We start from the raw sequence: 26,152 nt of genomic DNA on the forward strand, positions 1-26,152 counted from the left end.
TAACAAAAGTTTTTTGGTTGCCGCCTTTTTTACAAAAAAGGCGGCATTCTGTTGGTTACTTTAGAGTTCTGGCACCGTGACAGGGCCGGTGATGAGGAATTTCTTCTCGCGCGAGGTGGCGCCCGCCGTCTGGCTGATGGCGGAGGTTTTTACGTGCAGCCAGTCGGCCAGGGCGGCGATGATCGCGGCGTTCGCCTTGCCATCCTCTGGCGGGGCGTTGATGGCGATTTTCAGCCGTGCCTCTGGCCAGCCAAGCGCAGCGGCCGCGGGCAGGACCGGGCCGATCTGCACCCGCTTGGCCCCCGGCTGCGCCTTGACGGCGAGGACCAGCCCCGCCGCCGTTTGCAGGTAGAAGCTCACACCCGCTCGAAGATGACGGCGATGCCCTGCCCGCCGCCGATGCACATGGTGGCCAGCGCGTAGCGCCCGCCGGTGCGGTGCAGCTCATAGATGGCTTTGATGGCGATGATGGCGCCCGATGCGCCGATAGGGTGGCCGAGCGCTACGGCGCCGCCATTGGGGTTCACCTTGGCGGGGTCGAGGCCGAGATCCTTGGCCACGGCACAGGCCTGGGCGGCGAAGGCCTCGTTGGACTCGATCACGTCGATATCCGCGATATTCAGCCCCGCCTTGCGCAGCGCGTTCTGCGAGGCCGGGATCGGGCCGAGGCCCATCACCTCCGGCGACACGCCCGCATGGCCGTAGGCCACGATGCGCGCCAGCGGCTTCAGCCCGCGGCTGGCCACCTCGGCGCCGCTTGCCAGCACCAGGGCGGCGCCGGCGTCGTTCAGGCCGGAGGCATTGCCTGCCGTCACCGTGCCGTCCTTCTGGAAGGCGGGCTTCAGCCCGGCCAGCGTTTCCGCAGTGGTTTCAGCGCGGACATGCTCATCGGTATCGAAAATCACGGTACCTTTGCGCGAGGGCAGTTCGACCGGGGTGATCTGCTCCTTGAAATGCCCGGCGGCGATGGCTGCGGCCGCGCGGCGGTGGGATTCAGCGGAGAACGCGTCCTGTTGCGCGCGGGTGATGCCATAGCGGGCGGCGACGTTCTCGGCGGTGATGCCCATATGGCCGTGGCCGAACGGGTCGTTCAATGCGCCGACCACCATGTCGATCACCTTGCTGTCGCCCAGGCGGGCACCCCAGCGCTCGGAGGGGATCAGATAGCCGCCACGGCTCATGGACTCAGCGCCACCGGCCACGGCCAGCGAGGCATCGCCCAGCATGATGCTCTGCGCCGCGGAAACCACCGCCTGCAGGCCCGAGCCGCAAAGCCGGTTGACGGTGAGCGCCGGGGCCTCGACCGGGATACCCGCATTCACCGCCGCGACGCGGGAGACATAGGCGTCCTTGGGTTCGGTGTGGATGACATTGCCCAGCACTACCTGCTGGATATCCTTGGCCTCGACCCCCGATTTGGTCAGGGCGGCGCGGATCGCGATTTCGCCGAGCTTTGTGGGGGGGACATCCTTCAGCGCCTTGCCGTAATCGCCGATCGCGGTGCGTTGGCCGGAGAGAATGAAAACGTCGGTCATTGGCGTGCTCCTCTTGCTATGTTGTGCGTTGCGCAAAAGATACGATGAAGCGAAGACAAAGGGCAAATGCGCTGCCATAGCGGCATAAAAAAACCCGCCAGCCACGTTGAGGGGCCAGCGGGTCAAGTCAACAGGGAGGCTTCACGTCTGGGAGACGTTGGGACCGAAGTCCCAATCCGGTTCAACCGAACCGGATGATGTCCGGCTCACACCGGACGTGTTGTATATAAGCCACAGCTGGAAAAAATTAAGTGTTAAAATGGTAATGCAGTTGATTTTTTGTATCAGCTTGTTCCAGCGCGCCAGAAAACTTCAAGAAATCCCCGGATTTAGTGCTTGGCTCCGTTACGTTCCGAAATAGAATTCACCAGGAAGTCGCGGAAGACGGAGACGCGCTTCGAGTTGCGCAGCTCCTCGGGGTACACAAAGTACATGTTGATGTTAGGCTTCTTCACATCCGGCAGCACGGGAACGAGGCCGGTGGTGTCCTGCACCAGATAATCCGGGACGGAGCCGATACCAAGCCCGGCGCGGATACAGGCCAGGATGGCTTGCAGGGAGTTGATCTCCAGCGCGCCGCGGCGGGCTGTGCCGTCCTTGCGGCCGAGATCGCCCAGCCAGTCCACATCCGGCACCGGGGGCTTGCGGTCGCCGAAGAGGATGAGCTTGTGCTTGTCGAGGTCTTCCACCGTTTCCGGCAGGCCGTGCGTCTTTGCGTATTCGGGCGAGGCCCAGATATGGCTTTTCAGCTCGCCCAGATGCCGCTGGATCAGGTCCGGCTGGTGGGGCGGGTGCATGCGGATGGCGACATCCGCCTCGCGCATCGCGAGGTCGAGATCCGTATCATCCAGCAGCAGCGATACGGTGACATCCGGATGAGCGTTGATGAAATTCTTCAGCCGCGGGGCCAGCCATGTCACGCCGAAGCTGTGCGTGGTTGTCACCTTCAGCCGGCCGGCCGGCTTTTCCTTGCTTTCCGCCAGCAGCGCCTCGGTCATCGCCAGCTTGGCGAAAACCTCGCGCACCGTGCGGTTCAGCGCCTCGCCCTGCTCGGTAAGGATGAGCCCGCGCGCATGGCGGTGGAAGAGGGGAACCGAGAGCGCTTCCTCGAGGGCGGAAATCTGCCGCGAGACGGCCGACTGGCTGAGGTTCAGGGTATCGCCGGCGTGGGTGAAGCTGCCAGCCTCCGCCACCGCATGGAAGACTCGCAGCTTATCCCAATCCATTTTCTGCCCCGTCATTATGCCGCCTCGTTCACGTGTAGTGGAATTTGGCTCAGAAATTTCTCGGCTTCCAGCGCTGCCATGCAGCCTGTGCCCGCCGCCGTTACCGCTTGGCGGAAGATCTTGTCCTGCACATCCCCGGCGGCGAATACGCCCGGCACGGAGGTTTCGGTGGTGCCCGGCTTGGTGATCACGTAGCCTTCGCTGTCCAGCTCCACTTGCCCGCTGAACAGCGCGGTGGTGGGGGAATGGCCGATGGCGATGAACACGCCATCCACCCCGATCTCCTGGGTCTGGCCGGTCTTCACGTTCTTCAGCCGCGCTGCGGTGACAACCTCAGGGGTGCCGGAGCCGAGGATTTCGTCCACGGCGTGGTCCCAGATCACGGTGATCTTCGGGTTCTCGAACAGGCGTTGCTGGAGGATGCGCTCGGCGCGCAGGCTGTCGCGCCGGTGGATGAGGGTGACATGGCTGGCGTGATGGGTGAGGTAGAGCGCCTCTTCCACCGCCGTATTGCCGCCGCCGACCACCGCGACCTTTTTGCCGCGGTAGAAGAAGCCGTCGCATGTGGCGCAGGCGGAGACGCCCGCGCCCTGGTATTTCTGCTCGGACTCAAGCCCCAGCCAGCGGGCCTGGGCGCCGGTGGCGATGATCACGGTCTCGGCCTCGAACGCTACCCCGCCATCGGTCCAGGCGCGGAAGGGGCGGGCGGAGAAATCGACCTTGGTGATGAGGTCGTACATGATCTCGGTGCCGACATGCTCGGCCTGCTTGGCCATCTGCTCCATCAGCCAGGGGCCCTGGATGGGCTCGGCGAAGCCGGGATAATTCTCGACATCGGTGGTGATGGTGAGCTGGCCACCGGGTTGCAGCCCGGCCACGAGAACGGGCTGGAGATTGGCGCGCGCGGTGTAGATCGCCGCCGTATAGCCCGCCGGGCCTGCGCCGATGATCAGAACCTTCGTCTTTCTCAACTCACCCATTGCCGTGTGTCTTTCGGGATTTCTTTTAGAAGTCCTACATATCCATTGAATTCGCGCCGATACAAGAGAGTGTCACGGTATGGCGCGGCGTGTTTTGCCACTGATTCCCACGTTTTCCCTCTCTCCGCATTCCACCCATGCGCCCTACAAGGCCGGGTTGTAGGGCTGGCAGTCATGCTTTTGGCGCGGGGGTGGCGGGGGAGGTTTCCCCCGGATCGGCGGGGCGGCGGGCGCGCAGGCGGCGGATGCGCCGCGCATCGGCCTCCAGCACCAGGAACTCGATGCCCGAGGGATGGCGGATGATTTCGCCCTTGGCGGGCACCCTGCCGGCGAGGTTGAACACCAGCCCGCCAATGGTCTCGATATCCGCGTCGCGCTCGACCTCGGTGAGTACGGGGCCGAGCTTGGCCTCGAACTCCTCCACCGGCAGGCGGGCGTTCAGTTCCAGCACACCGTCGGCACGCTCGACCAGCATGGGACCTTCAATCTCATCATGTTCGTCGGAAATATCGCCGACGATGGTCTCGACGAGGTCTTCGATCGTCACCAGCCCGTCCACGCCGCCATATTCGTCCACCACCAGGGCGAGATGGGTGTGGGTCTGGCGCATTTGCAGCAGCAGGTCGAGTACCGAGATCTGGGGCGCGACCAGCAGCGGCTTGCGCAGGAGCTTCTCCAGCGAGAATTCCGCCGCCGGGCCGGTATAGGCGAACACGTCCTTGATATGGACCATGCCGACGAGGTCATCGAGATGCTCGCGGTACACGGGCAGGCGGGAATGGCCTTCCTCGCGGATCAGCTTCAGGGCCTGTTCCAGCGTGACATCGGCGCGCATGGCTATGATGTCCGGCCGGGGGACCATCACGTCGTCCGCGGTGATCTCGCGCAGGCGCAGCACGTTGGCGAGCAGCGCGCGCTCATGCGGGGTGAGGCCCGCCAGCCCGCCGGAGGTGTCGCCCGCGCCCTCGGCCTCTTGCACTAGCTCGGCGATGGACTCGCGCACCGATTGCTCGGTGTTGCGCAGCCGGTTGAGCAGACGGGAAAGGGCGCCGCTCATCGGTTTTTCCAGGGGTTGGGCACATGCAGCCGCGCCAGGATGCGAGCCTCCTCGGACTCCATCTCCCGCGCCTCGCCGGCATGGTGGTGGTCGTAGCCGTGCAGGTGCAGCGCGCCATGCACCAGAAGATGCTGCAAATGCTGGGTGATGCTCTTGCTCTCGCGTGCCGCTTCGCGCGCCACCACGCCAAAGGCCAGAAGCATTTCCGGCGGGTTGGCGTAGGTTAGCACGTTGGTTGGCTTGTTCTTGCCGCGGTCGCGGTAGTTCAGCCGCTTTACTGTGCGGTCGTCGGTAAGCACCACGCCGGCGCCGCAGCCGGCGGCTTGCAGCGTGCGCCGTACAATAAGGGACAAATGCCGCACATGCCGGCGCCAGCGCCGGTCAGTGACGATAATCTCAGCTCCCCCGAAGGGGCTTATACTTCCAGGTTCCATCTGTACGTCAGTCTGTTTGCAAACCCGCCGGAGCAAGTCAACAAGCAGCCTGTCAGCCCTGCTTTTCGCGGGCGTGTTCCTTGGCTGCCGCGTGGCGCTGGTCGTAGGCTTCCACGATGCGCCCAACGAGCGGATGGCGCACGACGTCGGAATTGGCGAAGCGCGCCACGCCGATGCCCTGGATGCCTTCCAGCGTCTCCAGCGCGTCCGCCAGACCCGAGCGGGTGTTGGGGGGGAGGTCGATCTGCGAGAGGTCCCCGGTAATGACCATGCGCGTGCCTTCGCCCATGCGGGTCAGGAACATCTTCATCTGCACCGGGGTGGTGTTCTGGGCTTCGTCGAGGATGACAAAGGCGTGGGCCAGCGTGCGGCCGCGCATGAAGGCGAGTGGGGCGATCTCGATCTCGCCGGTGGTGAGGCGCTTGGTGAATTGCTCCCCGGGGAGCATTTCGTTCAGCGCGTCGTAGAGCGGGCGCAGGTAAGGGTCCACCTTCTCCTTCATGTCGCCGGGCAGGAAGCCGAGGCGCTCGCCAGCTTCCACCGCCGGGCGGGAGAGCACGATGCGGTCCACCTTGCCGGAGGTGAGCATCGCCACCGCCTGGGCTACGGCGAGGTAGGTTTTGCCCGTGCCGGCGGGGCCCATGGCGAACACCATCTCATGCTTGGCCAGCAGTTCCATATAGGCGGCCTGGCCGTTGCTGCGCGGGCCGACGGCACCTTTGCGGGTGCGGATGGCGGGCATGTCCGACAGCGGGAGGCGCGGCTCGGTGGCCGGGTCGGTCATGCGCAGAACGGCGTCCACCTTTGGGCCATCGATCATCTCTCCTCGTTCCAATTGCCGGTAAAGGGCGGCCAGCGCGGCTTCCGCCACGGCCATCTGTTCCGGCGTGCCGGAGATGGAGATGCGGTTGCCGCGGCAGGCTAAACGCACGCCGAGACGCTGCTCGATGCGGGCGAGATGGCGGTCGTGATCTCCGAGCAGCAACGACAGCAGTGCGTTGTCGCCGAAGGTCATGGTGAGAGGGCGCGCCAGCGGGGCGGGATTGGGGGGGGATGAGATGATGATCTGGCTCAAGCGGCGATTTGCTCCTTGCTGATGAGAGTGCCGATAAGAGAATTGGGGTTGCTGCGGGTGATTTTCACCATGTGAATCTCACCGGTCAGTTCCGTCGGGTGCTCGACCACCACGGGGTTCAGCCAGAGCGAGCGCCCGGCGATCTGCCCCTCGTGACGGCCCTTGCTGGTGAACAGCACGGGCGTGGTCAGCCCCACGGTGGCGGCGTTGAACTCGTCCTGCTGGCGGCGCAGCTCGGCCTGCAGCTCGTAGAGGCGGGAATCTTTCACGTCCTCGGGGATTTGCCCCAGCCCGGCGGCAGGGGTGCCGGGGCGCGGGGAGTATTTGAAGGAATAGGCCAGGGCGAAGCCGGTTTCGCGGACCAGTTTCATCGTGTCCTGGAAGTCCGCCTCCGTCTCGCCGGGGTGACCGACGATGAAATCGGACGACAGGGCGATGTCCGGCCGGGCGTTGCGGAGCTTGTCCACGATGCGTCGGAAGGCGTCGGCCTTGTGCTTGCGGTTCATGGCCTGGAGGATTTTGTCCGACCCGGACTGCACGGGCAGATGCAGGAAGGGCATGAGCTTGGCGTTGTCCCGGTGGGCCAGGATCAGCTCGTCATCCATGTCGTTGGGGTGGGAGGTGGTGTAGCGCAGGCGCTCCAGCCCCTCGATCTCGGAGAGTTCGGCCAGCAGGCGGGTAAGGCTCCACGTGGAGCCCGCCGGGCCCTCGCCGTGATAGGCGTTCACGTTTTGCCCCAGCAGCGCGATCTCCTTGGCTCCCTGCGCGACCATGCGCCGGGCCTCGGCCAGCACGCTCGCCACGGGGCGGGAGGCTTCCGCGCCGCGCGTATAGGGCACGACGCAGAAGGAGCAGAATTTGTCGCAGCCTTCCTGGATGGAGAGGAAGGAGACCACGCCTTGCGGGGCCGCGGTGTCCGGCAGGTGGTCGAATTTCTGCTCGGCGGGGAATTCTGTGTCGATCACCGCGCCCTGTTTACGGTGGGCCTGGGCGATGAGTTCCGGCAGGCGGTGATAGGCCTGGGGGCCGACCACGAGATCGACGAACGGGGCGCGCTGGGTGATCAACTCCCCCTCGGCCTGGGCGACGCAGCCGGTGACGGCGATCATCATCTCGCCGCCTTTCTCTTCCTTGAGCACGCGCAGGCGGCCGAGATTGGAGAATACCTTTTCCTCGGCGCGCTCGCGTATATGGCAGGTGTTCATGATCACCATGTCTGCCTCTTCCGGGCTGTTCACCGTGGTGTAGCCCAGGGGGCGGAGTACGTCCGCCATGCGTGCACTGTCGTACACGTTCATTTGGCAGCCATGAGTCACGACATGCAGTTTGCGGAGTTTGCGGTCCGTCGGGTTCATACGTCTAAGTCCATCCGGTTTTGCCGGACGGAAAAGCGCGTGGTGAAGAGACAGGTCAAGCGCAAATTCACTGAGCTCCCCGTAAACCTGATGCAATTTCGCTACGGCTGACCGCGCCGTGTCAAGAAAAATCGGGTTGAGCTTTGGCTTCGGCGGGTTTTTGGCAAGAGGGACGGAAAGATAACAGACCCGCAATGGGAGGGGATGGCGGGATTTGATTACGCCGTGGCACCGCCTATATGGAGTGCAATCTGGCTGTGGCGGTAATGGAAATAACGGATCGTGAACGAAAGGGCTGAGGAACCTGGCGCGGCGGCGCATGTCGGCCGTTGCACCGTGGAGCACGGTGAGCTTCCGTTCCTGATCAGGCGCGACGGCACTTGGCTGTATAAGGGCAGCCCGATCGCCCGCAAGGAGATGGTCTGCCTGTTTTCCTCCGTGCTGACGCGCGACGAGGACGGGCAGTATCTGCTGGAGACGCCCGTGGAGCGCGGGCGGATAGAGGTGGAGGATGCCCCGCTGGTGGCCGTGGAGATGAGCTGGAAGGGCCACGGGCGCGACCAAGTGCTGTGTTTCCGCACCAATACCGATAAATGCATCACCGCTGGGCCTGAGCATCCGATCCGCATCGCGCATGATTTGCTCAGTTGCGAGCCGACGCCGTATCTTCATGTGCGTGATGGCAGAGGCAGATACCCGATCGAGGCGCGGATATGCCGCGCGACCTATTACGAGATGGTGGCCCTGGCCGAACCAGGAATGCTGCGCGGGCGCGAGGTGCTGGGGGTGTGGAGCAAGGGGGCGTTTTTCTCGCTGGGTGATCTCGCCTCCTGCTGCGAAGACTGAGCGGCCTTGGCCGTGCCCCTGACCGAGGCGGAATTGCGCCGCAGGCTGCCGCCTGGGTTTGGCCATGCCCGGCTTTCCGCGCCGAGACACAAGCCGGCGGCGGTGCTGGTGGCGCTGGAGCCGGAGCGGGGAGTGTGGCTGACCCGGCGCGCGGCGGCGATGCCGAGCCATGCGGGGCAGGTGTCTTTTCCTGGTGGCAAGATCGAGCCGCAGGATGACTCGCCCGAGGCGGCGGCGCTGCGCGAGGCGCAGGAGGAGATCGGGCTGGACCCGGGATGCGTGGAAATCCTCGGGCGGATGGATGACCATGTGACCCTGACCGGGTTCCATATCGCCCCGGTGATCGGGCTGGTGCCCAAAAACGTGCAATTGCGGGCGGAGCCGGGCGAGGTGGAGGAGATTTTCTGCCTGTCCTTCGAGGTGCTGTTGGACCCGGCGTTGCCGCGTCGGCGCCGGGCGGTGATGAGCGGGCGGGAGCTGGCCTTCTATATCTGGCCGCATCGGGACCATGTGATCTGGGGTGCGACGGGAGAGATGCTGCGCCGTTTGGCCCTGCGGTTGCGGGGGGAGGAATGATAACCCTGCCCGGCATGGACCGCGTGTGGGATGCGCTGCCCGAGGCGCGGATGGTGGGCGGCGCAGTGCGCGACATGCTGGTCGGGTGCCCGGTGGCGGATGTGGATTTCGCCTCGCCGCTGGCGCCAGAGGTGGTGATAAAGCGCGCCCGCGCGGCGGGGTTGAAGGCGGTGCCGACAGGGCTGGCGCATGGCACGATTACGGTGGTCGCCGAGGGGCAGGGCTTTGAGGTGACGACGTTGCGCCGTGATGTGGCGACCGACGGGCGGCATGCCGTGGTGGAATTCACCGACGACTGGCGCGAGGATGCGAGCCGCCGGGACTTCACCATCAACGCCATGTCCGCGACGCGGGACGGCACGATTTACGATTATTTTGGCGGGCGGGCGGATCTGGCTGCTGGCCGGGTGCGGTTTGTGGGCGAGGCGGCGACGCGCATCCGGGAGGATTATCTGCGGGTGCTGCGCTTTTTCCGCTTCTATGCCCGCTATGCGCGGGGGGAGCCCGATGCGGAGGCGGTGGCGGCGATTGTGGCGCTGCGCGAGGGGGTGAAGAGCCTCTCGGCAGAGCGGGTGTGGAGCGAGATCAAGCTGATTTTGAAGGCCGCCGATCCGGTGCCCGCGCTGCGGCTGATGGTGGGCACGGGCGTGCTCGAGTTGCTGTTGCCGGGGGCGGATGTGGAGCGTCTGGCCGGCTTGGTGGCGCGGGGTGCGCCGGTGGACTCGTTGCTGCGGGTGGCGGCTTTGGGGCCTGGCGAGGTGGCGGACTTTGCCAAACGCTGGAAGTTGAGCCGGGCCGAGGAGGTGCGGCTGGAAAAGCTGATGCGCAGGGAGATGCCGCGCCCGGAGGATGACGATGCGGCGTTGCGCCGGGCGCTGGCGGCGGATGACGCGGCGGTGCTGATGGACCGGAGTTGGCTTTATGGCGATGCCGGTCCTGGCTGGGAGAGCCTGCGGGCAAGGCTGCCCGGGTTGGACCGCCCGGTATTTCCGCTGCAGGGGCGAGATTTGGCGGCTCTGGGGGTGTCGCCTGGGCCACGCATGGGCGTGTTGCTGCGCATGGCCCAGGATTGGTGGCTGGCGGGTGGCTGTGTGGCTGACGCCGAAGCCTGCCGCGCCTGGGTTTTAGAGGAGGCTGGAAAGATCAGCCCTTTAAAGTAACAATAAGTTCTTGGTGCAGCTTTTTTCAAAAGCCGCAAAGGAAATGCCGCCCTTTGTGGAAAAAGGGCGGCACCCAAAAACTTTTATAAACTTATTCAAGAGGTTGTTTTGAGACAGCCCCTTAAACCGCGATGCGCACACCTAGCTCGACCACGCGGTCGCTCGGAATACGGAAGAATTCGGTGGCCGAGATGGCGTTGCGGGCCATGAACAGGAACAGCCAGCGGCGGATAAAGCGCAGCTTGGGCACCGAGGCGGGTACCACGGTCTCGCGGCCCAGGAAGTAGCTGGCCTGCATGGCTTTGAAGTCGATGCCCTGGGCGGAGAGGCTCTCCAGCGCCTGTGGTACGTTCGGGCTCTCCATGAAGCCGTAATACAGCGTCACCTTATAGATGCCCGGCGCGGCCTCCTCGGCCTTCACCCGGTCGGCGGGGTCGGCGTAGGGAACATCCATGTTGCGCACGGTGACGAAGAACACCTGCTCGTGCAGCACCTTGTTGTGCTTGAGGTTGTGCAGCAGCGCGTTCGGCACGAAGTCCAGATTGCCAGTCATGAACACCGCGGTGCCAGGCACGCGCACGATGCGCGATTGCGGCAGGCGGGCCAGGAAGGAGGACAGGGGCAGGGAGTCCTGCACCCAGCGGGCCATGATCAGCCCGCGGCCGCGGCGCCAGGTGGTCATGACCAGGATGATGCTGAGGCCAATGGCCAGAGGCACCCAGCCGCCCTCGAAAATCTTCATCGAGTTGGCTGCGAAGAAGGCGAAATCCGCGATGCCGATAGCGCCGAAGACGGCGATCACCGCCCAGCGCATCCAGCCGAACTGGCGGCGGTAAACGAAGGCGGCGAGGGCGTTGTCGCACAAAAAGGTGCCGGTGACGGCGATGCCGTAGGCCGACGCCAGGGCGGCGCTGGAGCCGAAGGTGAGCACCAGCATCACCACGCCTATGGCGAGGATGGTGTTGATCTGGGGCACGTAGATCTGGCCCGCCTCCATGGCGCTGGTGTGGCGGACCTCCATGCGCGGCAACAGGCCGAGCTGCACGCACATGCGCGAGACCGAGAACGCGCCGGTGATGACCGCTTGGCTGGCGATGACCGTGGCCAGGGTGGCGAGCATGATCATCGGCACCTGCAGCACGTGCGGGGCGAGCTTATAGAAGGGGTTGTCGGCCGCCGAGGGGTCGGAGATGACCAGAGCGCCCTGGCCGTAATAGTTAAGGATGAGGCATGGCAGCACGAAGAACAGCCAGGAGACGCGGATCGGCTTTTTGCCGAAATGGCTCATGTCGGCATAGAGCGCCTCGGCACCCGTGACGGCCAGCACCACGGCGCCCAGCGTGACGAAGGCCATGGTGTCGTGGTTGATGAGGAATTCGATGCCGAAGCTGGGGCTGAGCGCCTCCAGAACGAAGGGGTGGTGGAGGATCTGGACGAAACCGAGACTGCCAAGTGTGAGGAACCAGAGCACCATGACCGGGCCGAAAGCGCGGCCGACCTTGCCCGTGCCGTGGCGCTGCACCAGGAACAAAAAGAGAATAACGAACAGGGCGATGGGTAGGACGAGATGGGAGGTCTCGGGAGAGACGACCTGGATGCCCTCGACCGCCGAGAGGATGGAAATGGCGGGGGTGATCACGCCGTCGCCAAAGAACAGCCCGGCGCCGACGATGCCGATCAGGCCCAGTACGGTGCGGGTGCGGTCGCTGCGGGAGACGCGGCTGGCGAGCGCCATGAGGGAGAGCGTGCCGCCCTCGCCGTTATTGTCGGCGCGCATGATCAAGGTGACGTATTTCAGCGTCACCGTGATGATCAGCGCCCAGGTGATGAGGGAGAGCATGCCCAGCACGTCGGCGTTGGTGAGCCTGCCGTGTGTGAAGTAGCTGAGGCAGGTCTGTAGCGCGTAAAGCGGGCTGGTGCCGATGTCGCCATAAACAACGCCGAGAACGCCGATGAGGGCGCCAAGACGCAGTTGTTCGCTGGCACCCGTTCCGTGGTGCGGATCAGAACTCATTCATATCACCCTGATGCTTTTGAGCCGCCGCTGTAGCCGGTTTGGCGCGGCGGCGGCAAGTTCATGCCCTATTGCCCGGCCGGTTTGGGCAGCAGCACGAAAAGTTTACCGGGCTGGCGCATGGAGCCAGCGGTGGTTTCGGCATCGGCTCCGGCGCCAAAGAAGAGATCAGCCCGGTCAGGCCCCTGGATGCCGCCGCCCGTGTCCTGCGCGATGGTCAGGCGCTCGAGCGGGGATTGGGTGATTGGGTCCGTGGTGGCGACGAAAACCGGGGTGCCGAGGGGAATGACGGATTTGTCCACCGCCAGGGAGCGCCCGGCGGTGAGGGGCACGCCCAGCGACCCGGGGGCGCCTTCGTCATCCGGCAGATAGCCGAGCGGCTTGATGAACACGTAGCGCGCGTTCTGCTCCATGATCCCCTGCGCCTCGGCGGGGTGGGCTTTCAGCCAAGCGGAGATGCTCTGGTAGCTGACATCGTCCGCCGCGAGATCGCCCTGCTGGACCAGGATGCGCCCGATGGGGGTGTAGGGCTGGCCGTTCTGGCCGCCGAAGCCTACCCGCAGGGTGCGGCCATTGGAGAGTATGATGCGCCCCGAGCCCTGGATTTGCAGCATGAAGGCGTCCACCGGATCGGCCAGATAGGCGGTGACCGGGGTTTTGCGGTTCAGGGCCCCAGCGTCGATGGCGGAGCGGGGCAGGGAGGCGAGGGTGTCGTCCGCCGGTTTGGAATAGAGCGGCACCTTGTAGCCGGGCGCCGGGTTCTTGGAGCCGGGGAACTCGGGCTCGAAATAGCCGGTGATCAGGGCCTGGCCGGAGACGGCGTAGGGAACGAAATAGCTCTCGAAGAATTGACGCGCGGCGGTGTCATCGTTGGGGGCGATGGCCTTGGCGGCGGTGCAGGCGGCGGACCATTGCCCGGCCTGCCCGCCCGCGGATTGGGCGAGGCCAGAGCCGCCGAGCGATTGGTCGGGCGGCATGGTGGTGATGGTCTTGCAGCCGGTGACGAAGGCTTCCAGCGCGCCGGAGGTGTTGTCGGTGCTCCAGCCGGGAAGATCCGAGAAGGAGACGGCGTTGCCGGGCGGGGCGCCGGGCAGGTTGAGCGTGGCGCTGGTTTGCGGCTGCACGCAGCTGGCCAGGGCAAGAAGGGAAAGAGCGGGCCAGAGATGGTTCTGGGAGAGGCGGGGCATGGGGGAATCAGCCGGTGCGCGCGGCGGCGAGGCGCCAAGTAAGTTCGGGGCCTTTGAGGTTGCGCTCGAATGTCCAGAGATCGGTGAGCTCGGTCACGGCGTCGGTGCCGATCTTGGGGTGGCCTTCGGCGTCCAGCACCATGTTCACCTGGTCCGAGGTGAAGCGGACGATGATGGCGGCGGTGTCGCCCAGGAGCTGGGCGTCCTCGATGCGGGCTTCGGGGATGGATTTGATCTCGGTCTGGTGGCGTTCGGCCGCCTGCTCGCGCGCGGTGATGGCGGCCTCAAAAGTCTCAAACACATGCTCGGTGAGCAGGGGCTTGAGCGCCGTGCGGTCGCCGGCGGCGAAGGCGGTGACGATGAGGCGGAAGGAGGTCTCGGCCTGGGACAGGAATTGCGGCGGGTCGAAATGCTGGTCGCGGCTGACGATCTGCATCAGCTTCTGGCCCAGGGGAGAGCCGGGATCCGGCACCACATGGCCGGATTGCACGGGGAAGGCCTGACCCTCGATGACTGGGCCGGAAGCCTGGCCGGGTGCGGGACCCTGGGGCATGGGCGGACGCTCGAACCCCACGCGGCGGCCAAGCACGCCACGCAGACGCAGGACGAGGAAGATCGCCACGCCTGCGAAGCTAATAAGGATGACGGGGAAACCGCCAAGGGATTGTAACGCGTTTGCCTGCACTGAACCCTCTATCGGGAAACTCTGCGACAAGGCTTAGATGAAAGCAAGCGGCTGATCCAGGCTGGCCAACCCGGCCCCCCTGGGACATAAAAGCAGAGCCGGGCGCCGTGAGCGCCAGGGGAGTAGAAGGAAGAGACATGTTTCTGCTGCGCCATGGGCAAAGCTATTTCAATCTGCACTTCACCGAGACGAGGCGGGACCCGGGGATAGAGGATCCGGAGCTGACGCCGCTGGGGCATGAGCAGGCGCGGCGGGCGGCGGAAAAACTGCGCGACACCGGGCTGACGCGGGTCATCGTCTCGCCCTATACGCGGGCGCTGCAGACGGCCCAGCCCTTTTTGGCGCTGCCCGGGGTGAGCGTGGAGGTGATGCAGGAGGTGCGAGAGCGCACGGCCTTCGTGTGTGATATCGGCTCGTACCCCGAGGCGTTGGCGGAACGGTTTCCGCAACATGAGTTTGGGCATTTGCCGGCGCAATGGTGGCATGACGGGGAGGAGGACGAAGAGCAGACCAGGAGGCGGGCCGATGCGTTTCGCGCCGCCATGGCAGCCCGTGCCGACCACGGGACCACGCTGCTGGTCAGCCATTGGGGGTTTCTGCTGGCCCTGACCGGCGTGTCGGTGATGAATGGCGAGATGATTGAGTACGACCCGCGCGCCGAGGCGCCGGAACAGCTCGTGTGGAGGCCGTGACGTGAGCGCCGGATTGCTGGGAGCGGATGAGGCGGCGCCGGTCGAGACGTTGCGGACCGAGGGAAAGAGCCGGTTTCTGCTGACCGCCGACCATGCTGGGCGGGCGGTCCCCCGCGCGCTGGGGGATTTGGGCGTAAGCGCCGCTGAGATGGAACGGCATATCGCCTGGGATATCGGCATTGCCGGGGTGACGCGGCGGCTAAGTGCTCTGCTGGATGCTCCGGCGGTGTTGCAGGTGTATTCGCGCTTGGTGATCGACTGCAACCGCAGGCCAGATGTGGCGAGTGCTTTTCCCGAAGTGAGCGAGGCGACGGAAATTCCGGGGAACAAGGGGTTGGACGAGGCGGCGAAGGCGGCGCGGCGGGCGGCGATCTTTGATCCGTACCACGCGCGGATCGAGGCGCTGATAACGGGGCGGGGGCGACCGGTTTATGTGGCCATGCACAGCTTTACACCAGTGTATATGGAGCAGGCGCGGCCGATGCACGTTGGGGTGCTGTATAATCGCAGCCCCGGCCTTTCCCACGCGCTGGCGGCGCTGCTGCGAGAAGAAGGCGGGCTGGTGGTGGGGGAGAATGCGCCCTACCGGCTGACAGATGAGACCGATTACGGTGTGCCGGTGCATGCCGAGGCGCGCGGGCTTGACTATTTGGAAATAGAAATACGGCAAGATTTAATCGCCGCTGAGGCGGGACAGATGGAATGGGCGGAGCGCTTGGCGCGGCTGTTGCCGGTGGCGTTGGAGGCCGCTGAAGTGGAAGGCTAGACTATGACCACCAAAAAGAGCGTGAGCCGGAAAAATAGCGTGGCGGCGGAGAGGAAGTTGCTGGGCTTCATCGACCGGATCGAAGAGGCCGGGGTGGGCGGCTGGGCGGTGGATTTCGACGCCCCCGCCGAGAGTTTGAGGCTGCGGGTGCTGATCGACGGCGTGATCGCCGATATGGTGGTCTGCGATTTGCACCGCGATGACGCCCGGCTGGTGACCCAGGTAAACAGCCGGATCGGGTTCTATTACGTTATCCCGGAGCGCTACCATGACGGGCTGCGCCACGTTATGACCTTTGCCGCGTTGGATGGGGCCGATGTGCCGCTGTCCTCACGCAATGGGGCGATGACGGCGCTGAACTTCTGTCTGGCCAAGCCGACGCGGGTGGATGCCACGGTGGATGGGCTGGCTGGCGGGTTGCTCCAGGGCTGGGCGTTGCGCGTGGATGAGCGCGCGGGAACCAAGCTAGGCGGCGTGCGGATCCTCGTGACTGATGGAGGCCAGCCAATTGCCGAAGTGACGGCGGACCAGTTCCGGGGCGATGTGGCTACCGCCACGGGCGGCGATGCGGCGTGTGGGTTCAGTTTTTACCTACCCGAGGAACTGCGTCGGCCGCGTATGAGGCTGCAATTCTTCGCCATGCCGGAGCATGCGGAACTGCGTGGTTCTCCGCTGGAGATCGAGTTTCCGGCGGCCCCATCGCGGGAGCAGATCACGGCTCTGATTGCCCGCACAGATGAGTTGTTCACCTTTGCTTTCCGGCTGAAGCAGGATTTGCAGGCGGCGCTGCCGCGTGAGCGCTACATGCTGGATGATTACCGGCGTTGGGCCGCGGCCTCGCTGCCGCTGGCAGCGGCCAGGGCCGAGGCGCGTTATGGCGGGGTGCCGCAGACGTTGCCGCTGGTTTCCGTGGTCTGCCCGGTGTACCGGCCGGGGATTGCGGATTTTCTGGCCGCTGTGGATTCCGTGCGGCGGCAAACCTATGAGAACTGGGAACTGCTGCTGGTGGACGATGCCAGCAGTCAGCCCGAGCTGACTGCCGCGATGAAGGCGTTGGCCAAGGCGGATAAGCGGATCCGGTTGTTGCCCCGTAAGCGCAACGGGGGCATCGCCCGGGCCACGAATGATGCGCTGGCGGCGGCCAGGGGCGAGGTGATCGCGTTTTTCGACCATGACGATCTGCTGGAGCCGGTGGCGCTGGAGGTGATGCTGCGCGCGCGGCGAGCGACGGGGGCGCGGCTGCTCTATTCCGACGAGGATAAGGTGGAGTGCTCCGGTGCGCTGTGCGAGCCACATTTCAAGCCGGATTTCAATTACAGGTTCCTGTTGGACATCAACTACATCTGCCACTTCGTGATGGTGGATGCCGAGGTGCTGCGCGAGGTTGGGGGGCTGGACCCGGAACTGGACGGGGCGCAGGACCATGATTTGCTGCTGCGGCTGTGTGAGCGCCTGACGCCCGGGGAGATCCACCATGTGGCGGAGGTGCTCTACCATTGGCGTAAATCCGCCAGCTCCACGGCGGCGGCGGGGGCGCAGGCCAAGCCCAAGGCCGTGGCGGCGGGAGAGGCGGCTGTGCAGGGGCATCTGCGGCGGCGGGGGCTGCCCGCGCGGGTGAAAAGCCGGGGCGGGCTGACCTGCTACCAAGTGGAATGGCAGTTTCCGGCCAAGGCCCGCAAGGCGGCCGGAGTTTCCATTCTGATCCCGTTCCGTGATCATATCGGGATGACACAGGAATGTGTCGAGGCGATCCGTAAGTACACAAAGGATGTACCCTACGAGATCATTCTGCTGGATAATTGGTCCAGCTCCCTTGAGGCCGAAGCGTTTATCACCGCCCAGGCGAACATGCCGGATACCAAGGTGATCCGAATCGCCGAGCCGTTCAATTATTCGCGGATCAATAACATCGGGGTGAGGGCAGCGGAGCGGGAGTATCTGCTGTTTCTGAACAACGATGTGTTTGTAAACGAACCATTCTGGCTGAGGCGAATGCTGGATGAGTGTTTGGCCGCCCCGAAACTGGGGGCGGTGGGGGCGAAACTGCTGTACCCGAACGGAACCGTGCAGCATGCCGGTGTGGTGCTGGGCGTGGGGGGCGTGGCGGACCATGCGTTCCGCGGTTTGGCGGGCAGTGCGCCCGGCTATATGACGCACGCCATGACGGCGCAGGAGGTTGCCGCCGTGACGGCTGCCTGCATGTTGGTTCGTAAGGAAGCCTTTGAGGAAGTTGGTGGATTTGACGAGGAATCGTTGAAAGTTGCGTTTAACGATGTGGATTTGTGTGTGAAACTAAGCAAATCCGGTTGGAAACTCGTGTATATGCCGGACGCCGTAGCGGAGCATCGGGAGAGCATAAGCCGGGGCGATGACTTCAATGACGAGAAACTCGCACGGTTTATGTGGGAAAACGAAGTCATGAAGCAGAGATATGCGGATGCTCTGCCGTTTGACCCATATTACAATAGGCATTTTTCCCGCGAAGGCGGGGTGTACCGCGAACTTCGCCTGTTGCGGCCGGAAGACGCGTAGTTAGCTAAGCTAGCTACGCGCCAAGCGGCGCGCCGTTTGCAGGAGCATACGGCGGTCTTCGGCCGAACAGGCCCGGTACAGGCGCATCAGGGCCAGTTCATCGCCCAGAAGCGACCCGGTTTCGCCGGAAACCAAGTAGCCAAGCGAAGTGTTGAGAACTTTCGCGATACGCTCCATGTTCTCCCGCACCTGACCGGCACGGTCCGTCTCCCATTGAGCAATGGCAGAGCGGGAAACATTGAGTTTCGCCGCGAATTCATCCTGGGTCATATTGGCCGCAAGGCGTAAAGCGCGGATTCGGGCGCCAACGGTTTCGGCCGGGGGCTGCTTTTTTGTTGCCATGACAGTTCTCATAACATGACTTCAGCTAGACTCAATGTTAGTTTTTCTTGACGTTAATTGTTAGTTAACCTAACACAACGCGGCAGGCAAAGGAGGGATCATGCCGCAGGCAAGGCAGTGGACCGCGATTGCGGACCAGACGATTTGCGAAATGAGGGCAGCGGGGGAAACTTGGTCGGCGATTGGGCGCCGGTTGGGGCTGGCCAGAAGCACTGTGATTGAGCGGGGGCGGCGTTTAAGGGCCTCGGCACCTGTGAAATCACTTATGTTACCAAAGCGTGACGATATGTTGGATGACCCGAACCGGCCGCCTCTGCCGGCGGGGCACCCTTTGACCTGGAGCTTGCTAACGGATGAACCATTCCCGGAAGGAGACGAAGCATGACGGCGGAAGACCTTATCAGCCGATTGGAAGCGGCGGGCGCGACATTGCTGGCTTTACCCTCGCACGGGTATTCGACGCAGCTGCGGACGATGAAATTTGACGTGGTCCACACGGCACTAGAGGCTTATGGTTGGCAGAGCACCATGGTGCGCCCCGCCATGCCAAGTGCGGCTGATATCAGCCGCATGGATGAAGTTTTTGGATGGTTAACAATTATCCCTGAAACGAAATACGTACTGCGGCGGATTCTGGGGGCGCGGGCGCTGGTGCATCCGATTACCGGGCGGCATTTGTTTCCATGGCGGCGGATCGCGACGATGCTGGGGGCGGATCATAAGTCGATCCAGCGCTGGCATACCCAAGGGATTGAACTGGTTTTGCAGGGGATAAACGAGCGGCGTTAATATTTTTACTAACATCATGTTATTTTTCTCTTGCCCACCTGCCCCAGTTTGACGTATACTCCTTGGCATACTGGTTCTACGGCTCACACGGACGGGTTGGTAAATAGATTGATGGCGGCGGGTGGGTTTCTGGAATTCGCCCGCCGGGCCATGGAGGCCAAGGGCCAGATGCCCGCCCGGCACCATGAATTATTGATTGAGCATCTTCAGAGTGTTGCCGATGGGGGTTGCGACCGGCTGATGGTGCAGATGCCGCCAGGATCGGCGAAGTCGACCTATGGGTCGGTGCTGTTTCCGGCGTATTTTCTGGCGGCAAAGCCTAGGGGGCAGGTGATTGCCGCGGCGCATACGGCGTCGCTCGCGAATCATTTCGGACGGCGTGTTAGATCCTCTATTGAGGAAAATGGTGGTTGGCTTGGGGTTGCCATCAGCAAGGACAGCAAGGCGGCGTCGCGCTTCGCCTTGGATGGGGAAGGGGAATATTTCGCTGCCGGGGTGCGCGGGCCGATAACCGGGCGCAGGGCGGATCTGATCGTTATCGACGATCCGGTGAAGTCCTGGGCCGAGGCGGAAAGCCAAACGGCGCGGGATGCGCTGTTCGATTGGTACCGGGGCGAGTTGACCGCGCGGTTGAAGCCGGGCGGGCGGGTCGTGCTGATTATGACCCGGTGGCATGAGGATGATCTGGCGGGAAGGCTGCTGGCGGCCGAGGCTGGGTGGAAATGCCTGCGTCTGCCCGCACTGGCTGAGGTTGGGGATGAGCTGGGCCGCGCGCCGGGGGAGGCGCTGTGGCCGGAATGGCAGGGACGAGAGGATATCGAGCGGCGGCGCCTTGAAGTGGGCGAGCGGGCGTTTGCGGCCATGTATCAGCAGGCGCCGCTACCGCCGGACGCGGCGTTTTTTAACACCGCGCGGGTGCGGATTGTGCCCGAGGCGCCGCCGCTGCGGCAGGTGATACGAGGATGGGATTTGGCTGCGACCCTGGCGGCATCTGGGCGCAGCCCGGACTATACGGTAGGGCTGAAGCTGGGCGTAACGGAGCAGAGCCTGCTGGTGGTGCTGGATGTGGTGCGGCTGCAGGCTGCACCTGCCCAGGTGGAGGCGAAAATTGTGGAGATGGCGCGGCAGGATGGGCCGGGGACAGTGATTGCGCTGCCGCAGGATCCGGGACAGGCGGGGGCGGCGCAGATTGCGATGCTGACGCGCAGTCTGGCCGGATACAAGGTGGTGGCGAGCCCGGAGCGGGATGCCAAGACCATCCGCGCCATGCCGGCGGCCACACAAATGGATGGGGGGAATTTGGCCATGGTGGCCGCCCCCTGGAACGACGCGCTGCTGGCGGAGCTGCGGGCGTTTCCACATGCGGGCAAGGACGATCAGGTTGATGCGCTCTCCCGCGCGGTGAACACGCTGGCAACCACCATGGCAGGGGCGCCGGCGAGGCGGCTGCATCTGCCGCTGATGGCACGGTGAATATCTAACCAAAGAGAACTGCATGTTTGAAACGATTTGCGGCACGATCCAGGCGGATACGAGCCTGCCGGCGCGCGTGGCCAAGCTGGATATTCTGCGCCGTGTGCTGGATGGCACGCTGTATGACAATCTCCCTTACCAGTTCCACGAGGAACGGAACATGGCGGGAGAGTATATTCCGCTGCGGTTGCGCAGGCCCTCGGTGAAGTATGGGCTGTGCCGGGTGGTGGTGGAGGATTCCGTGGCGCTGCTGTTCAGCGCTGGGCATTTTCCGGCTGTGGATGCCGAGGATGCGGCGCTGGTGCGGTGCTTGCAGGATGTTATCGCGGAGTCTCGTCTCAATGAGGTGATGATTGATGCGGCGATCAGGGGTTCGGTTGGTTCGGTGGCGGTGCTGTTCCGCGTGCTGCAGGGGCGGGTGTTTTTCTCGGTGCTGGAGAGCCTGTATCTGACGCCGGTGTGGAGTGCGACCGCTCCTGACACGTTGGCGCAGGTGACGGAGCGCTACAAGGTGAGTGGTGCCGATCTTGTAGAGCAGGGCTATGAGGATATCGACGCGCAGGCGATGTACTGGTTCCAGCGCGCCTGGGATACCGAGGCGGAGACCTGGTATCTGCCCTGGGCGGTGAGCGATCCGCTCGGCGGGCCAGTGAAGGACGAACAGCGCAGCGTGGTGCATGGGCTGGGGTTTGTGCCGGTCGTGTGGATACGCAATCTGCCGGGCGGGGATGGCGTGGACGGGGCGTGTACGTTCCGGGCGGCAATCGATACCAATATCGAGATAGATTACCAGCTGAGCCAAGCAGGGCGGGGGCTGAAATATAGTTCTGATCCGACGCTGCTGATCAAGGAACCGGCGACCAGCGATACGGAGATCGTGAAAGGTGCTGGTAACGCACTGGTGGTTTCCGAGAAGGGAGATGCGAAGTTGTTGGAGATTGGGGGCACGGCGGCGGAGGCGGTGATCTCTTATGTGCGGACGCTGCGGGAGTTCGCACTGGAGAGCGTGCACGGCAACCGGGCCAGTGCGGACAGGCTGACGGTGGCGCAATCCGGCCGGGCGCTGGAGTTGATGAACCAAGGGCTGATCTGGCTCGCGGATAATCTGCGTATCTCCTACGGCGATGGCGGTATTTTGCAGTTGCTGAAAATGGTGGTGCGGGCCTCGCGGAAATTTCCGCTGATGGTGATGGGCAATAGGGTGGTGCCGCTGGATGAGGCGCAGCGGTTGAAGCTGCGCTGGCCGCGCTGGTACCCGCTCTCGGCCGATGACCGGCTGAAGGAGGCGCAGGCGGTTTCGGCGCTGGTGAATGCCGGGCAGCTCTCGCGCGAGACGGCGGTGAAGACCGTGGCCGCCGCGCATGGGATTACGGATGTGGAAGCGGAGTTGGATGCCATTGACCAGGATGCGCAATGACTGATGAAAACGAGAACACCGAGGACTGGCGTGTACGCGCTGAAAGCGCCGAGGCGGCGCTGAGCCAGATGCAGGCACAAATGGCTGCGCGTGTGGCGCAGGCTGAGTTGAAGGCGGAAGCTGTACGGGCGGGGATGATCGACCTTGATGGGTTGAAGCTGATCGATGTGGCGTCGATCCGGTTGAACCAAAATGGCGAGGTTGAGGATGCGGCGAGCCTGCTCGTGCGGATGAAGCGGGAGAAGCCGTGGCTGTTTGGGACGGCGGTGTCGTCCTCGGCTGCGGCGACCCCGCCGAGGCCCGAGCCGCCGCGCTCGCGCCATGCCAATGAGCTGAGCCATGAAGAGTGGCTGAATGCTCGCGCGGCACTGATCCGCCGCCGCTGAGCGCGGCACCAGAATAATCGTTGCAATTTACGTCTTGTGTGCCGGCTGCGGGATGTCCGCTGGCTGGTGATAAGTCATGTTCAAGCAAGGGAATGAATAGAGGATGGGTATTCAGAATTTTCCGGCAGCACTTCAGCCGATCATTCAGCAGGGTTTTCTGGAGCGTGAGTTTGAGACGGCGCTGAAATCGCGTCTGGGTTATCGACTGATTGCTGATCGCGAGGAATTTGCTGTAGGCATTGGTGAGACGCTGACCAAGACCCGCGCTGGTTTGAAGCCGAGTGTCACCATTCCGCTGGCCGCCGCGAACAATACCAATCTGGATAATGGTCTGACCTCCACCAACTGGGGCGTGGAGCAGTACACCATTTCGCTGAACTTCTATGCCGCGACGCAGGATCTGAACATGGTGACCAGCCGCGTGGGCATTGCCTCGCAGTTTTTGCAAAATGCCGCGATTAACGGTGAGCAGGCCGCGCGCAGCCTGGATGAGCTGGCCCGCAATGCGTTGTTTGCTCCGTATTTCGGCGGCAATACTCGTGTGAATACCACGATTTCCAGCGCTGGTGCGGCGGTTTCGGTTGACGATATCCGTGGTTTTCAGACGGTGTTTGTGAATGGGGTGCAGCAGGCTGTATCCTCCACTAATCCGCTGACCGTGACTGTGGGCTCGAACCTGTATGACGTTGTGGGCGTGACCCTGGATGCAACCAATGTGTCCACCGCGCCAAATGGTATCTCGGGCCAGCTTCTGTTCTCGGGCAATGTGACCGTGGCCGACGGCACTGCTGGCAATGCCGTGCAGGCCGCTACGGCCAGCGCCATTGTGCGCCCCGCGCAGCGCAATACCACCGCCGCGCTACAGGCCACCGATACGCTGAGCATGGCGAACCTGCTTGATGCCGTGGCGCTGCTGCGCCGTAATGCCGTGCCACTCGTGGATGGGCTGTATAATTGTTATCTTGATCCTGTCTCGGCCCGGCAACTTTTCTCCGACCCGGATTTCAAGCAGCTTTTCCAGGGTAGCACTGCGGCGAACCCGGTGTTCCGCCAGGGCATGGTGAGCGACTTCCTTGGTCTGCGCTTTATCACCACCACCGAGGCTTATGTGCAGAGCCATCCTGGCATCACGGGGCTGTATGTGCGCCGTCCTATTGTATGCGGCCAGGGAGCGCTGATCGAGGGCGATTTCGCTGGTATGGATTCGAGCGATGTGGCGCCAAGGGACAGCCTGGTGCAGGTGATCGACGGTGTGGCCATGGTGACGCGCGAGCCGATCGACCGGCTGCAGCAGATTATCGCGCAGAGCTGGTATTGGATTGGCGGGTTCTGCGCGCCCTCGGACACCACAACCACGCCCAATACCGTGCCGACGGCGACCAACGCGAATTACAAGCGCGCCGTGATGATCGAGCATATCGGTTAAGGAGGGGCGCGCATGTCGACTGGTGCTAACCAGCCTTTTCGACCGGCGGGGACGGTGGCGGCTTCGGCCTCCACCACCGTTGCCAATGTGGCGCTGGCGGGCGGCGGTGCTGCCGTGCTGGTGTACAACTCCTCCGCCACCACCGCGTTCTTCCGCCTTGGCGCTGCGACGGGCCTGACCGCCACCACCTCTGACACCCCGGTACCGCCCGGAGCAAGGATGCTGGTGGATGCGGGGCCGTTTGTACGCAATGCCGCCGTGGTGCTGAGCGCCGGGACCGGCACTGTGTACTTTACCCTTGGCGACGGGGATACGTACTGAATGTCCGGCTCCATGGTGAGCGGATTCAGTGATGGTCAGAAGGTGCAGGTCCGCCGATATTGCGGGTATCCGGCCTATGGCGCCGGAGCGGAGGGGTTTAGCTCTTGGCGGTTCTTCCAGGCCTATGGGACGCTGGAATACCGGCTGAATAATCTGGCTCCGGCGGAGGTGGCCGTGACGTTGCAATATGTCTCCACGTTGGAGACGATTGAGGCGGCGATTCCACGGATCTCGGAAAACCTGGACACCGAGAGTGCCGCGGCGTGGACGCATAACGCCGATGAGCTGAAGGACCGCGAGGCGCTGTTCGACAGTTGGCGGCGGCGGTTGTGCGGGTTTCTGGGAGTGCCGCCGGGCCCGGCCTTGGGCCAGGCCGGGGTGGCGCTGGTGGTGTGAGCATGGATGGGGTGAAGCTGGCCGACCGTCTGGCCTATGGGGCGGGGTGTGCCGCGCGGCGCGTGGGCTTTGTGCATGACGCGTTCCGCCCCGATGGGCCGGAGGCGCCACTTGAGCCGGCCAAGCGCTTTTTGCGCTTGAGTGTGGCTTATGCGCTGCTCGGTGGTTCTATGACCGCGCCAAGCGGCTTTGCGGAACCGTTCCGGCAGGCCTGGGCGGATTGGAGCTATCTCCGGCCTGGTGATTATCTGGCTGGGCCGGAGGGGGTGGCGTTTGTGGCGGTGGTAGAGCCGCCTAAGCCGATGCTGGTGGTGATGACTAATGCCGTTGTCACGCTGGCGCGGACATCCGCGCCGGTACTGGCGGGATTAAATCCTTATGGTGCATCGATACGCACGACCGAGACCGTTCTGGTGCGGGGGTTTCCGGCCAGTCTGCTGGTGGGCGGGAGCGCTGACCGTGCCAAGACCGGGTTGCCAGACGATGCAAGGTTGCCGGGTTTTACCGCCATGCTGCCGGTTGTTGCTGGCGTGCAGCCGAGTGTTGACGATGTGTTGATGGATGAGACGGGCGGGCGCTTCGTGCTGACGGCGGTTGAGACTGTTGGTGCGGTGTGGCGGCTGTCTCTGGTGCAGGCGGTAAGCTGATGGCTGATCAGGCGGATGTGGAAAATGCGCTGGCAGCACTTGTGGCGAATGCGATTTATCCGAATGGGACGGGGGCGGCCAGTGTAACCGGGCAGGTGTGCAAGGTGTACCGGGGGTATCCGAACCCGTCGGCATTGGATGCGGATCTTGCTGCTGGGATCGTGCATGTTTCGGTGATGGCTGGTGATAGGCTGGTGCGGAATGTGACGCGGTATCCGCGCCAATGGCAGGTGGTGAAGCCGGTGAGCCAGGTGCTGAGTGTGATGGTGCAGGGAGTGTCCGCCACGTTCTCAGGCACATGTGCGGTGGGGCAGCTTGCCGGTGTGCTGGTGAATGAGCAGACGTTCTCCTACGCGGTGCAGGCGAGCGACAGCCCGGCGACAGTGGCGAGCAATCTGGCGGCGATGATCCGCGCCGCAGGATGGATTGTGAACTATGCGGGGGCTGGATTGACCGTGCCGGGGGCGGATCGGTTCGCCGCGCGGGTGGTGGCCGGGGGCGGGGCGTTGCAGGAAATCCGGCGCCAGGTGCAGGACTTTAAGGTGACAATGTGGTGCCCGAGTCCGATGGTGCGGGATGAGATTGCGCCTGTCATTGATGAGGCTTTGACGGCGGTGAAATTTATGCCGCTGGCAGATGGCTCAGCCGGGCACATGGTTTTTGCCGGAACCGCCACGCAGGATGGTGGTGCGGAGACAAGCCTGTTCCGGCGTGAGCTGGTTTGGGCGGTGGAGTATCCGACCACGCTGGCGCAGATGGCGCCAGCGATGTTGTTCGGGACGGTGACAGCGATGGCCGATGCGGTGGTACTCGGCGATTTTCAGAGTTGAGGAAA

27 protein-coding genes are annotated in these 26,152 nt (G+C 63.8%); 15 read left to right on the forward strand and 12 right to left on the reverse strand.

The annotated features are described in order from the left end of the window. Positions 1-60: 60 nt before the first annotated feature. The 8 genes from HNP71_RS09250 to miaB all read right to left on the reverse strand — a co-directional run bounded on the left by HNP71_RS09250 (position 61) and on the right by miaB (position 7,662). Complete coding sequence (locus HNP71_RS09250) at positions 61-360, reverse strand: DUF167 family protein (RefSeq protein WP_183266613.1); 300 nt, start codon at positions 358-360, stop codon at positions 61-63. After that, the gene (locus HNP71_RS09255) at positions 357-1,535 is read right to left on the reverse strand and encodes an acetyl-CoA C-acyltransferase family protein (RefSeq protein WP_183266614.1); all 1,179 of its coding nucleotides are present in this window, start codon (positions 1,533-1,535) and stop codon (positions 357-359) included. Before HNP71_RS09255 ends, HNP71_RS09250 begins: the two co-directional genes overlap by 4 nt. A 329-nt stretch (positions 1,536-1,864) precedes the next feature. Further along, positions 1,865-2,776 (reverse strand): LysR family transcriptional regulator, encoded by a 912-nt coding sequence (locus tag HNP71_RS09260; protein WP_246344154.1) that lies wholly within the window; start codon positions 2,774-2,776, stop codon positions 1,865-1,867. Then, positions 2,776-3,741 (reverse strand): thioredoxin-disulfide reductase, encoded by a 966-nt coding sequence (gene trxB, locus HNP71_RS09265; protein WP_183266615.1) that lies wholly within the window; start codon positions 3,739-3,741, stop codon positions 2,776-2,778. The genes HNP71_RS09260 and trxB overlap by 1 nt, the downstream gene beginning before the upstream one ends. A gap of 172 nt (positions 3,742-3,913) precedes the next feature. Next, on the reverse strand, positions 3,914-4,798 hold the full coding sequence (locus HNP71_RS09270) for a hemolysin family protein (RefSeq protein ID WP_183266617.1): 885 nt from the start codon (positions 4,796-4,798) through the stop codon (positions 3,914-3,916). Further along, the gene (gene ybeY / locus HNP71_RS09275; protein ID WP_343062378.1) at positions 4,795-5,160 is read right to left on the reverse strand and encodes an rRNA maturation RNase YbeY; all 366 of its coding nucleotides are present in this window, start codon (positions 5,158-5,160) and stop codon (positions 4,795-4,797) included. Before ybeY ends, HNP71_RS09270 begins: the two co-directional genes overlap by 4 nt. Positions 5,161-5,284: 124 nt before the next feature. Then, entirely contained in the window at positions 5,285-6,307 is a 1,023-nt protein-coding gene (locus tag HNP71_RS09280) for a PhoH family protein (RefSeq protein WP_246344156.1), read from the reverse strand. Continuing rightward, positions 6,304-7,662 (reverse strand): tRNA (N6-isopentenyl adenosine(37)-C2)-methylthiotransferase MiaB, encoded by a 1,359-nt coding sequence (gene miaB / locus HNP71_RS09285; protein WP_183266619.1) that lies wholly within the window; start codon positions 7,660-7,662, stop codon positions 6,304-6,306. Before miaB ends, HNP71_RS09280 begins: the two co-directional genes overlap by 4 nt. A gap of 282 nt (positions 7,663-7,944) precedes the next feature. Between miaB and HNP71_RS09290 the strand changes: the two genes are divergently transcribed. Genes HNP71_RS09290 through HNP71_RS09300 form a run of 3 tightly spaced genes read left to right on the forward strand, consistent with a single transcriptional unit; the run spans position 7,945 to position 10,244 of the window. Next, entirely contained in the window at positions 7,945-8,508 is a 564-nt protein-coding gene (locus HNP71_RS09290; protein WP_183266620.1) for a DUF1285 domain-containing protein, read from the forward strand. A 12-nt stretch (positions 8,509-8,520) separates the two neighbouring features. Next, a complete protein-coding gene (locus tag HNP71_RS09295; RefSeq protein WP_343062380.1) occupies positions 8,521-9,084 on the forward strand; it encodes an NUDIX hydrolase in 564 nt (187 codons plus the stop codon). Next, entirely contained in the window at positions 9,081-10,244 is a 1,164-nt protein-coding gene (locus HNP71_RS09300) for a CCA tRNA nucleotidyltransferase (RefSeq protein WP_183266622.1), read from the forward strand. Before HNP71_RS09295 ends, HNP71_RS09300 begins: the two co-directional genes overlap by 4 nt. 121 nt (positions 10,245-10,365) lie before the next feature. On the opposite strand, the gene HNP71_RS09305 is transcribed toward HNP71_RS09300, so the two are convergent. The 3 genes from HNP71_RS09305 to HNP71_RS09315 all read right to left on the reverse strand — a co-directional run bounded on the left by HNP71_RS09305 (position 10,366) and on the right by HNP71_RS09315 (position 14,130). Beyond that, positions 10,366-12,258, reverse strand: a complete 1,893-nt coding sequence (locus HNP71_RS09305; protein WP_183266624.1) for a potassium transporter Kup — start codon at positions 12,256-12,258, stop codon at positions 10,366-10,368. 68 nt (positions 12,259-12,326) lie between these two features. Continuing rightward, a complete protein-coding gene (gene mltA, locus HNP71_RS09310; protein ID WP_183266626.1) occupies positions 12,327-13,445 on the reverse strand; it encodes a murein transglycosylase A in 1,119 nt (372 codons plus the stop codon). Between the two features lie 7 nt (positions 13,446-13,452). Then, positions 13,453-14,130: a Tim44/TimA family putative adaptor protein gene (locus tag HNP71_RS09315; protein WP_183266628.1), complete on the reverse strand. Its 678-nt coding sequence runs from the start codon at positions 14,128-14,130 to the stop codon at positions 13,453-13,455. 137 nt (positions 14,131-14,267) lie between these two features. Here HNP71_RS09315 and HNP71_RS09320 point away from each other — a divergent pair, with 137 nt between their 5' ends. The 3 genes from HNP71_RS09320 to HNP71_RS09330 are packed head-to-tail and all read left to right on the forward strand — an operon-like array spanning position 14,268 to position 18,120. Beyond that, positions 14,268-14,822, forward strand: coding sequence for a histidine phosphatase family protein (locus HNP71_RS09320; protein WP_183266629.1), 555 nt, complete (start codon positions 14,268-14,270; stop codon positions 14,820-14,822). A gap of 1 nt (position 14,823) precedes the next feature. Then, a complete protein-coding gene (locus HNP71_RS09325; RefSeq protein WP_183266630.1) occupies positions 14,824-15,588 on the forward strand; it encodes an N-formylglutamate amidohydrolase in 765 nt (254 codons plus the stop codon). A gap of 3 nt (positions 15,589-15,591) precedes the next feature. After that, entirely contained in the window at positions 15,592-18,120 is a 2,529-nt protein-coding gene (locus tag HNP71_RS09330; RefSeq protein ID WP_183266631.1) for a glycosyltransferase family 2 protein, read from the forward strand. A 9-nt stretch (positions 18,121-18,129) separates the two neighbouring features. Here HNP71_RS09330 and HNP71_RS09335 read toward each other — a convergent pair whose 3' ends face one another. After that, on the reverse strand, positions 18,130-18,462 hold the full coding sequence (locus tag HNP71_RS09335) for a helix-turn-helix domain-containing protein (RefSeq protein ID WP_183266632.1): 333 nt from the start codon (positions 18,460-18,462) through the stop codon (positions 18,130-18,132). Between the two features lie 381 nt (positions 18,463-18,843). On the opposite strand from HNP71_RS09335, the gene HNP71_RS09340 reads away from it, so the two are divergent. From HNP71_RS09340 to HNP71_RS09380, 9 genes are all read left to right on the forward strand, one after another. Beyond that, entirely contained in the window at positions 18,844-19,251 is a 408-nt protein-coding gene (locus HNP71_RS09340) for a DUF6362 family protein (protein WP_183266633.1), read from the forward strand. Positions 19,252-19,347: 96 nt separating this feature from the next. Then, a complete protein-coding gene (terL, locus tag HNP71_RS09345) occupies positions 19,348-20,724 on the forward strand; it encodes a phage terminase large subunit (RefSeq protein WP_246344158.1) in 1,377 nt (458 codons plus the stop codon). A 22-nt stretch (positions 20,725-20,746) separates the two neighbouring features. Continuing rightward, positions 20,747-22,141: a phage portal protein gene (locus HNP71_RS09350; protein WP_183266634.1), complete on the forward strand. Its 1,395-nt coding sequence runs from the start codon at positions 20,747-20,749 to the stop codon at positions 22,139-22,141. Further along, complete coding sequence (locus tag HNP71_RS09355) at positions 22,138-22,527, forward strand: hypothetical protein (protein ID WP_183266635.1); 390 nt, start codon at positions 22,138-22,140, stop codon at positions 22,525-22,527. The genes HNP71_RS09350 and HNP71_RS09355 overlap by 4 nt, the downstream gene beginning before the upstream one ends. 103 nt (positions 22,528-22,630) lie before the next feature. Then, positions 22,631-23,953 carry a DUF4043 domain-containing protein gene (locus HNP71_RS09360; protein ID WP_183266636.1) on the forward strand — a complete coding sequence of 441 codons (1,323 nt, stop codon included), beginning with the start codon at positions 22,631-22,633 and terminating at the stop codon, positions 23,951-23,953. Positions 23,954-23,965: 12 nt separating this feature from the next. Beyond that, on the forward strand, positions 23,966-24,274 hold the full coding sequence (locus HNP71_RS09365; RefSeq protein WP_183266638.1) for a hypothetical protein: 309 nt from the start codon (positions 23,966-23,968) through the stop codon (positions 24,272-24,274). After that, entirely contained in the window at positions 24,275-24,670 is a 396-nt protein-coding gene (locus HNP71_RS09370; RefSeq protein WP_183266639.1) for a hypothetical protein, read from the forward strand. Between the two features lie 2 nt (positions 24,671-24,672). Beyond that, positions 24,673-25,317 (forward strand): hypothetical protein, encoded by a 645-nt coding sequence (locus HNP71_RS09375; RefSeq protein ID WP_183266640.1) that lies wholly within the window; start codon positions 24,673-24,675, stop codon positions 25,315-25,317. After that, a complete protein-coding gene (locus HNP71_RS09380) occupies positions 25,317-26,147 on the forward strand; it encodes a hypothetical protein (RefSeq protein WP_183266641.1) in 831 nt (276 codons plus the stop codon). The genes HNP71_RS09375 and HNP71_RS09380 overlap by 1 nt, the downstream gene beginning before the upstream one ends. Positions 26,148-26,152 lie beyond the last annotated feature (5 nt).

Source organism: Acidocella aromatica (assembly GCF_014201825.1).
In the GTDB taxonomy this organism is placed as follows: domain Bacteria; phylum Pseudomonadota; class Alphaproteobacteria; order Acetobacterales; family Acetobacteraceae; genus Acidocella; species Acidocella aromatica.

Coding starts and splice junctions, on each gene's coding strand:
- HNP71_RS09360 (WP_183266636.1), top strand. CDS start 22,631: ATGGGTATTCAGAATTTTCCGGCAGCACTTCAGCCGATCATTCAGCAG.
- HNP71_RS09330 (WP_183266631.1), top strand. CDS start 15,592: ATGACCACCAAAAAGAGCGTGAGCCGGAAAAATAGCGTGGCGGCGGAG.
- HNP71_RS09365 (WP_183266638.1), top strand. CDS start 23,966: ATGTCGACTGGTGCTAACCAGCCTTTTCGACCGGCGGGGACGGTGGCG.
- HNP71_RS09335 (WP_183266632.1), bottom strand. CDS start 18,462: ATGGCAACAAAAAAGCAGCCCCCGGCCGAAACCGTTGGCGCCCGAATC.
- HNP71_RS09300 (WP_183266622.1), top strand. CDS start 9,081: ATGATAACCCTGCCCGGCATGGACCGCGTGTGGGATGCGCTGCCCGAG.
- HNP71_RS09270 (WP_183266617.1), bottom strand. CDS start 4,798: ATGAGCGGCGCCCTTTCCCGTCTGCTCAACCGGCTGCGCAACACCGAG.
- trxB (WP_183266615.1), bottom strand. CDS start 3,741: ATGGGTGAGTTGAGAAAGACGAAGGTTCTGATCATCGGCGCAGGCCCG.
- HNP71_RS09380 (WP_183266641.1), top strand. CDS start 25,317: ATGGCTGATCAGGCGGATGTGGAAAATGCGCTGGCAGCACTTGTGGCG.
- HNP71_RS09340 (WP_183266633.1), top strand. CDS start 18,844: ATGACGGCGGAAGACCTTATCAGCCGATTGGAAGCGGCGGGCGCGACA.
- HNP71_RS09350 (WP_183266634.1), top strand. CDS start 20,747: ATGTTTGAAACGATTTGCGGCACGATCCAGGCGGATACGAGCCTGCCG.
- HNP71_RS09320 (WP_183266629.1), top strand. CDS start 14,268: ATGTTTCTGCTGCGCCATGGGCAAAGCTATTTCAATCTGCACTTCACC.
- miaB (WP_183266619.1), bottom strand. CDS start 7,662: ATGAACCCGACGGACCGCAAACTCCGCAAACTGCATGTCGTGACTCAT.
- HNP71_RS09305 (WP_183266624.1), bottom strand. CDS start 12,258: ATGAGTTCTGATCCGCACCACGGAACGGGTGCCAGCGAACAACTGCGT.
- HNP71_RS09370 (WP_183266639.1), top strand. CDS start 24,275: ATGTCCGGCTCCATGGTGAGCGGATTCAGTGATGGTCAGAAGGTGCAG.
- HNP71_RS09255 (WP_183266614.1), bottom strand. CDS start 1,535: ATGACCGACGTTTTCATTCTCTCCGGCCAACGCACCGCGATCGGCGAT.
- mltA (WP_183266626.1), bottom strand. CDS start 13,445: ATGCCCCGCCTCTCCCAGAACCATCTCTGGCCCGCTCTTTCCCTTCTT.
- HNP71_RS09260 (WP_246344154.1), bottom strand. CDS start 2,776: ATGACGGGGCAGAAAATGGATTGGGATAAGCTGCGAGTCTTCCATGCG.
- HNP71_RS09355 (WP_183266635.1), top strand. CDS start 22,138: ATGACTGATGAAAACGAGAACACCGAGGACTGGCGTGTACGCGCTGAA.
- HNP71_RS09375 (WP_183266640.1), top strand. CDS start 24,673: ATGGATGGGGTGAAGCTGGCCGACCGTCTGGCCTATGGGGCGGGGTGT.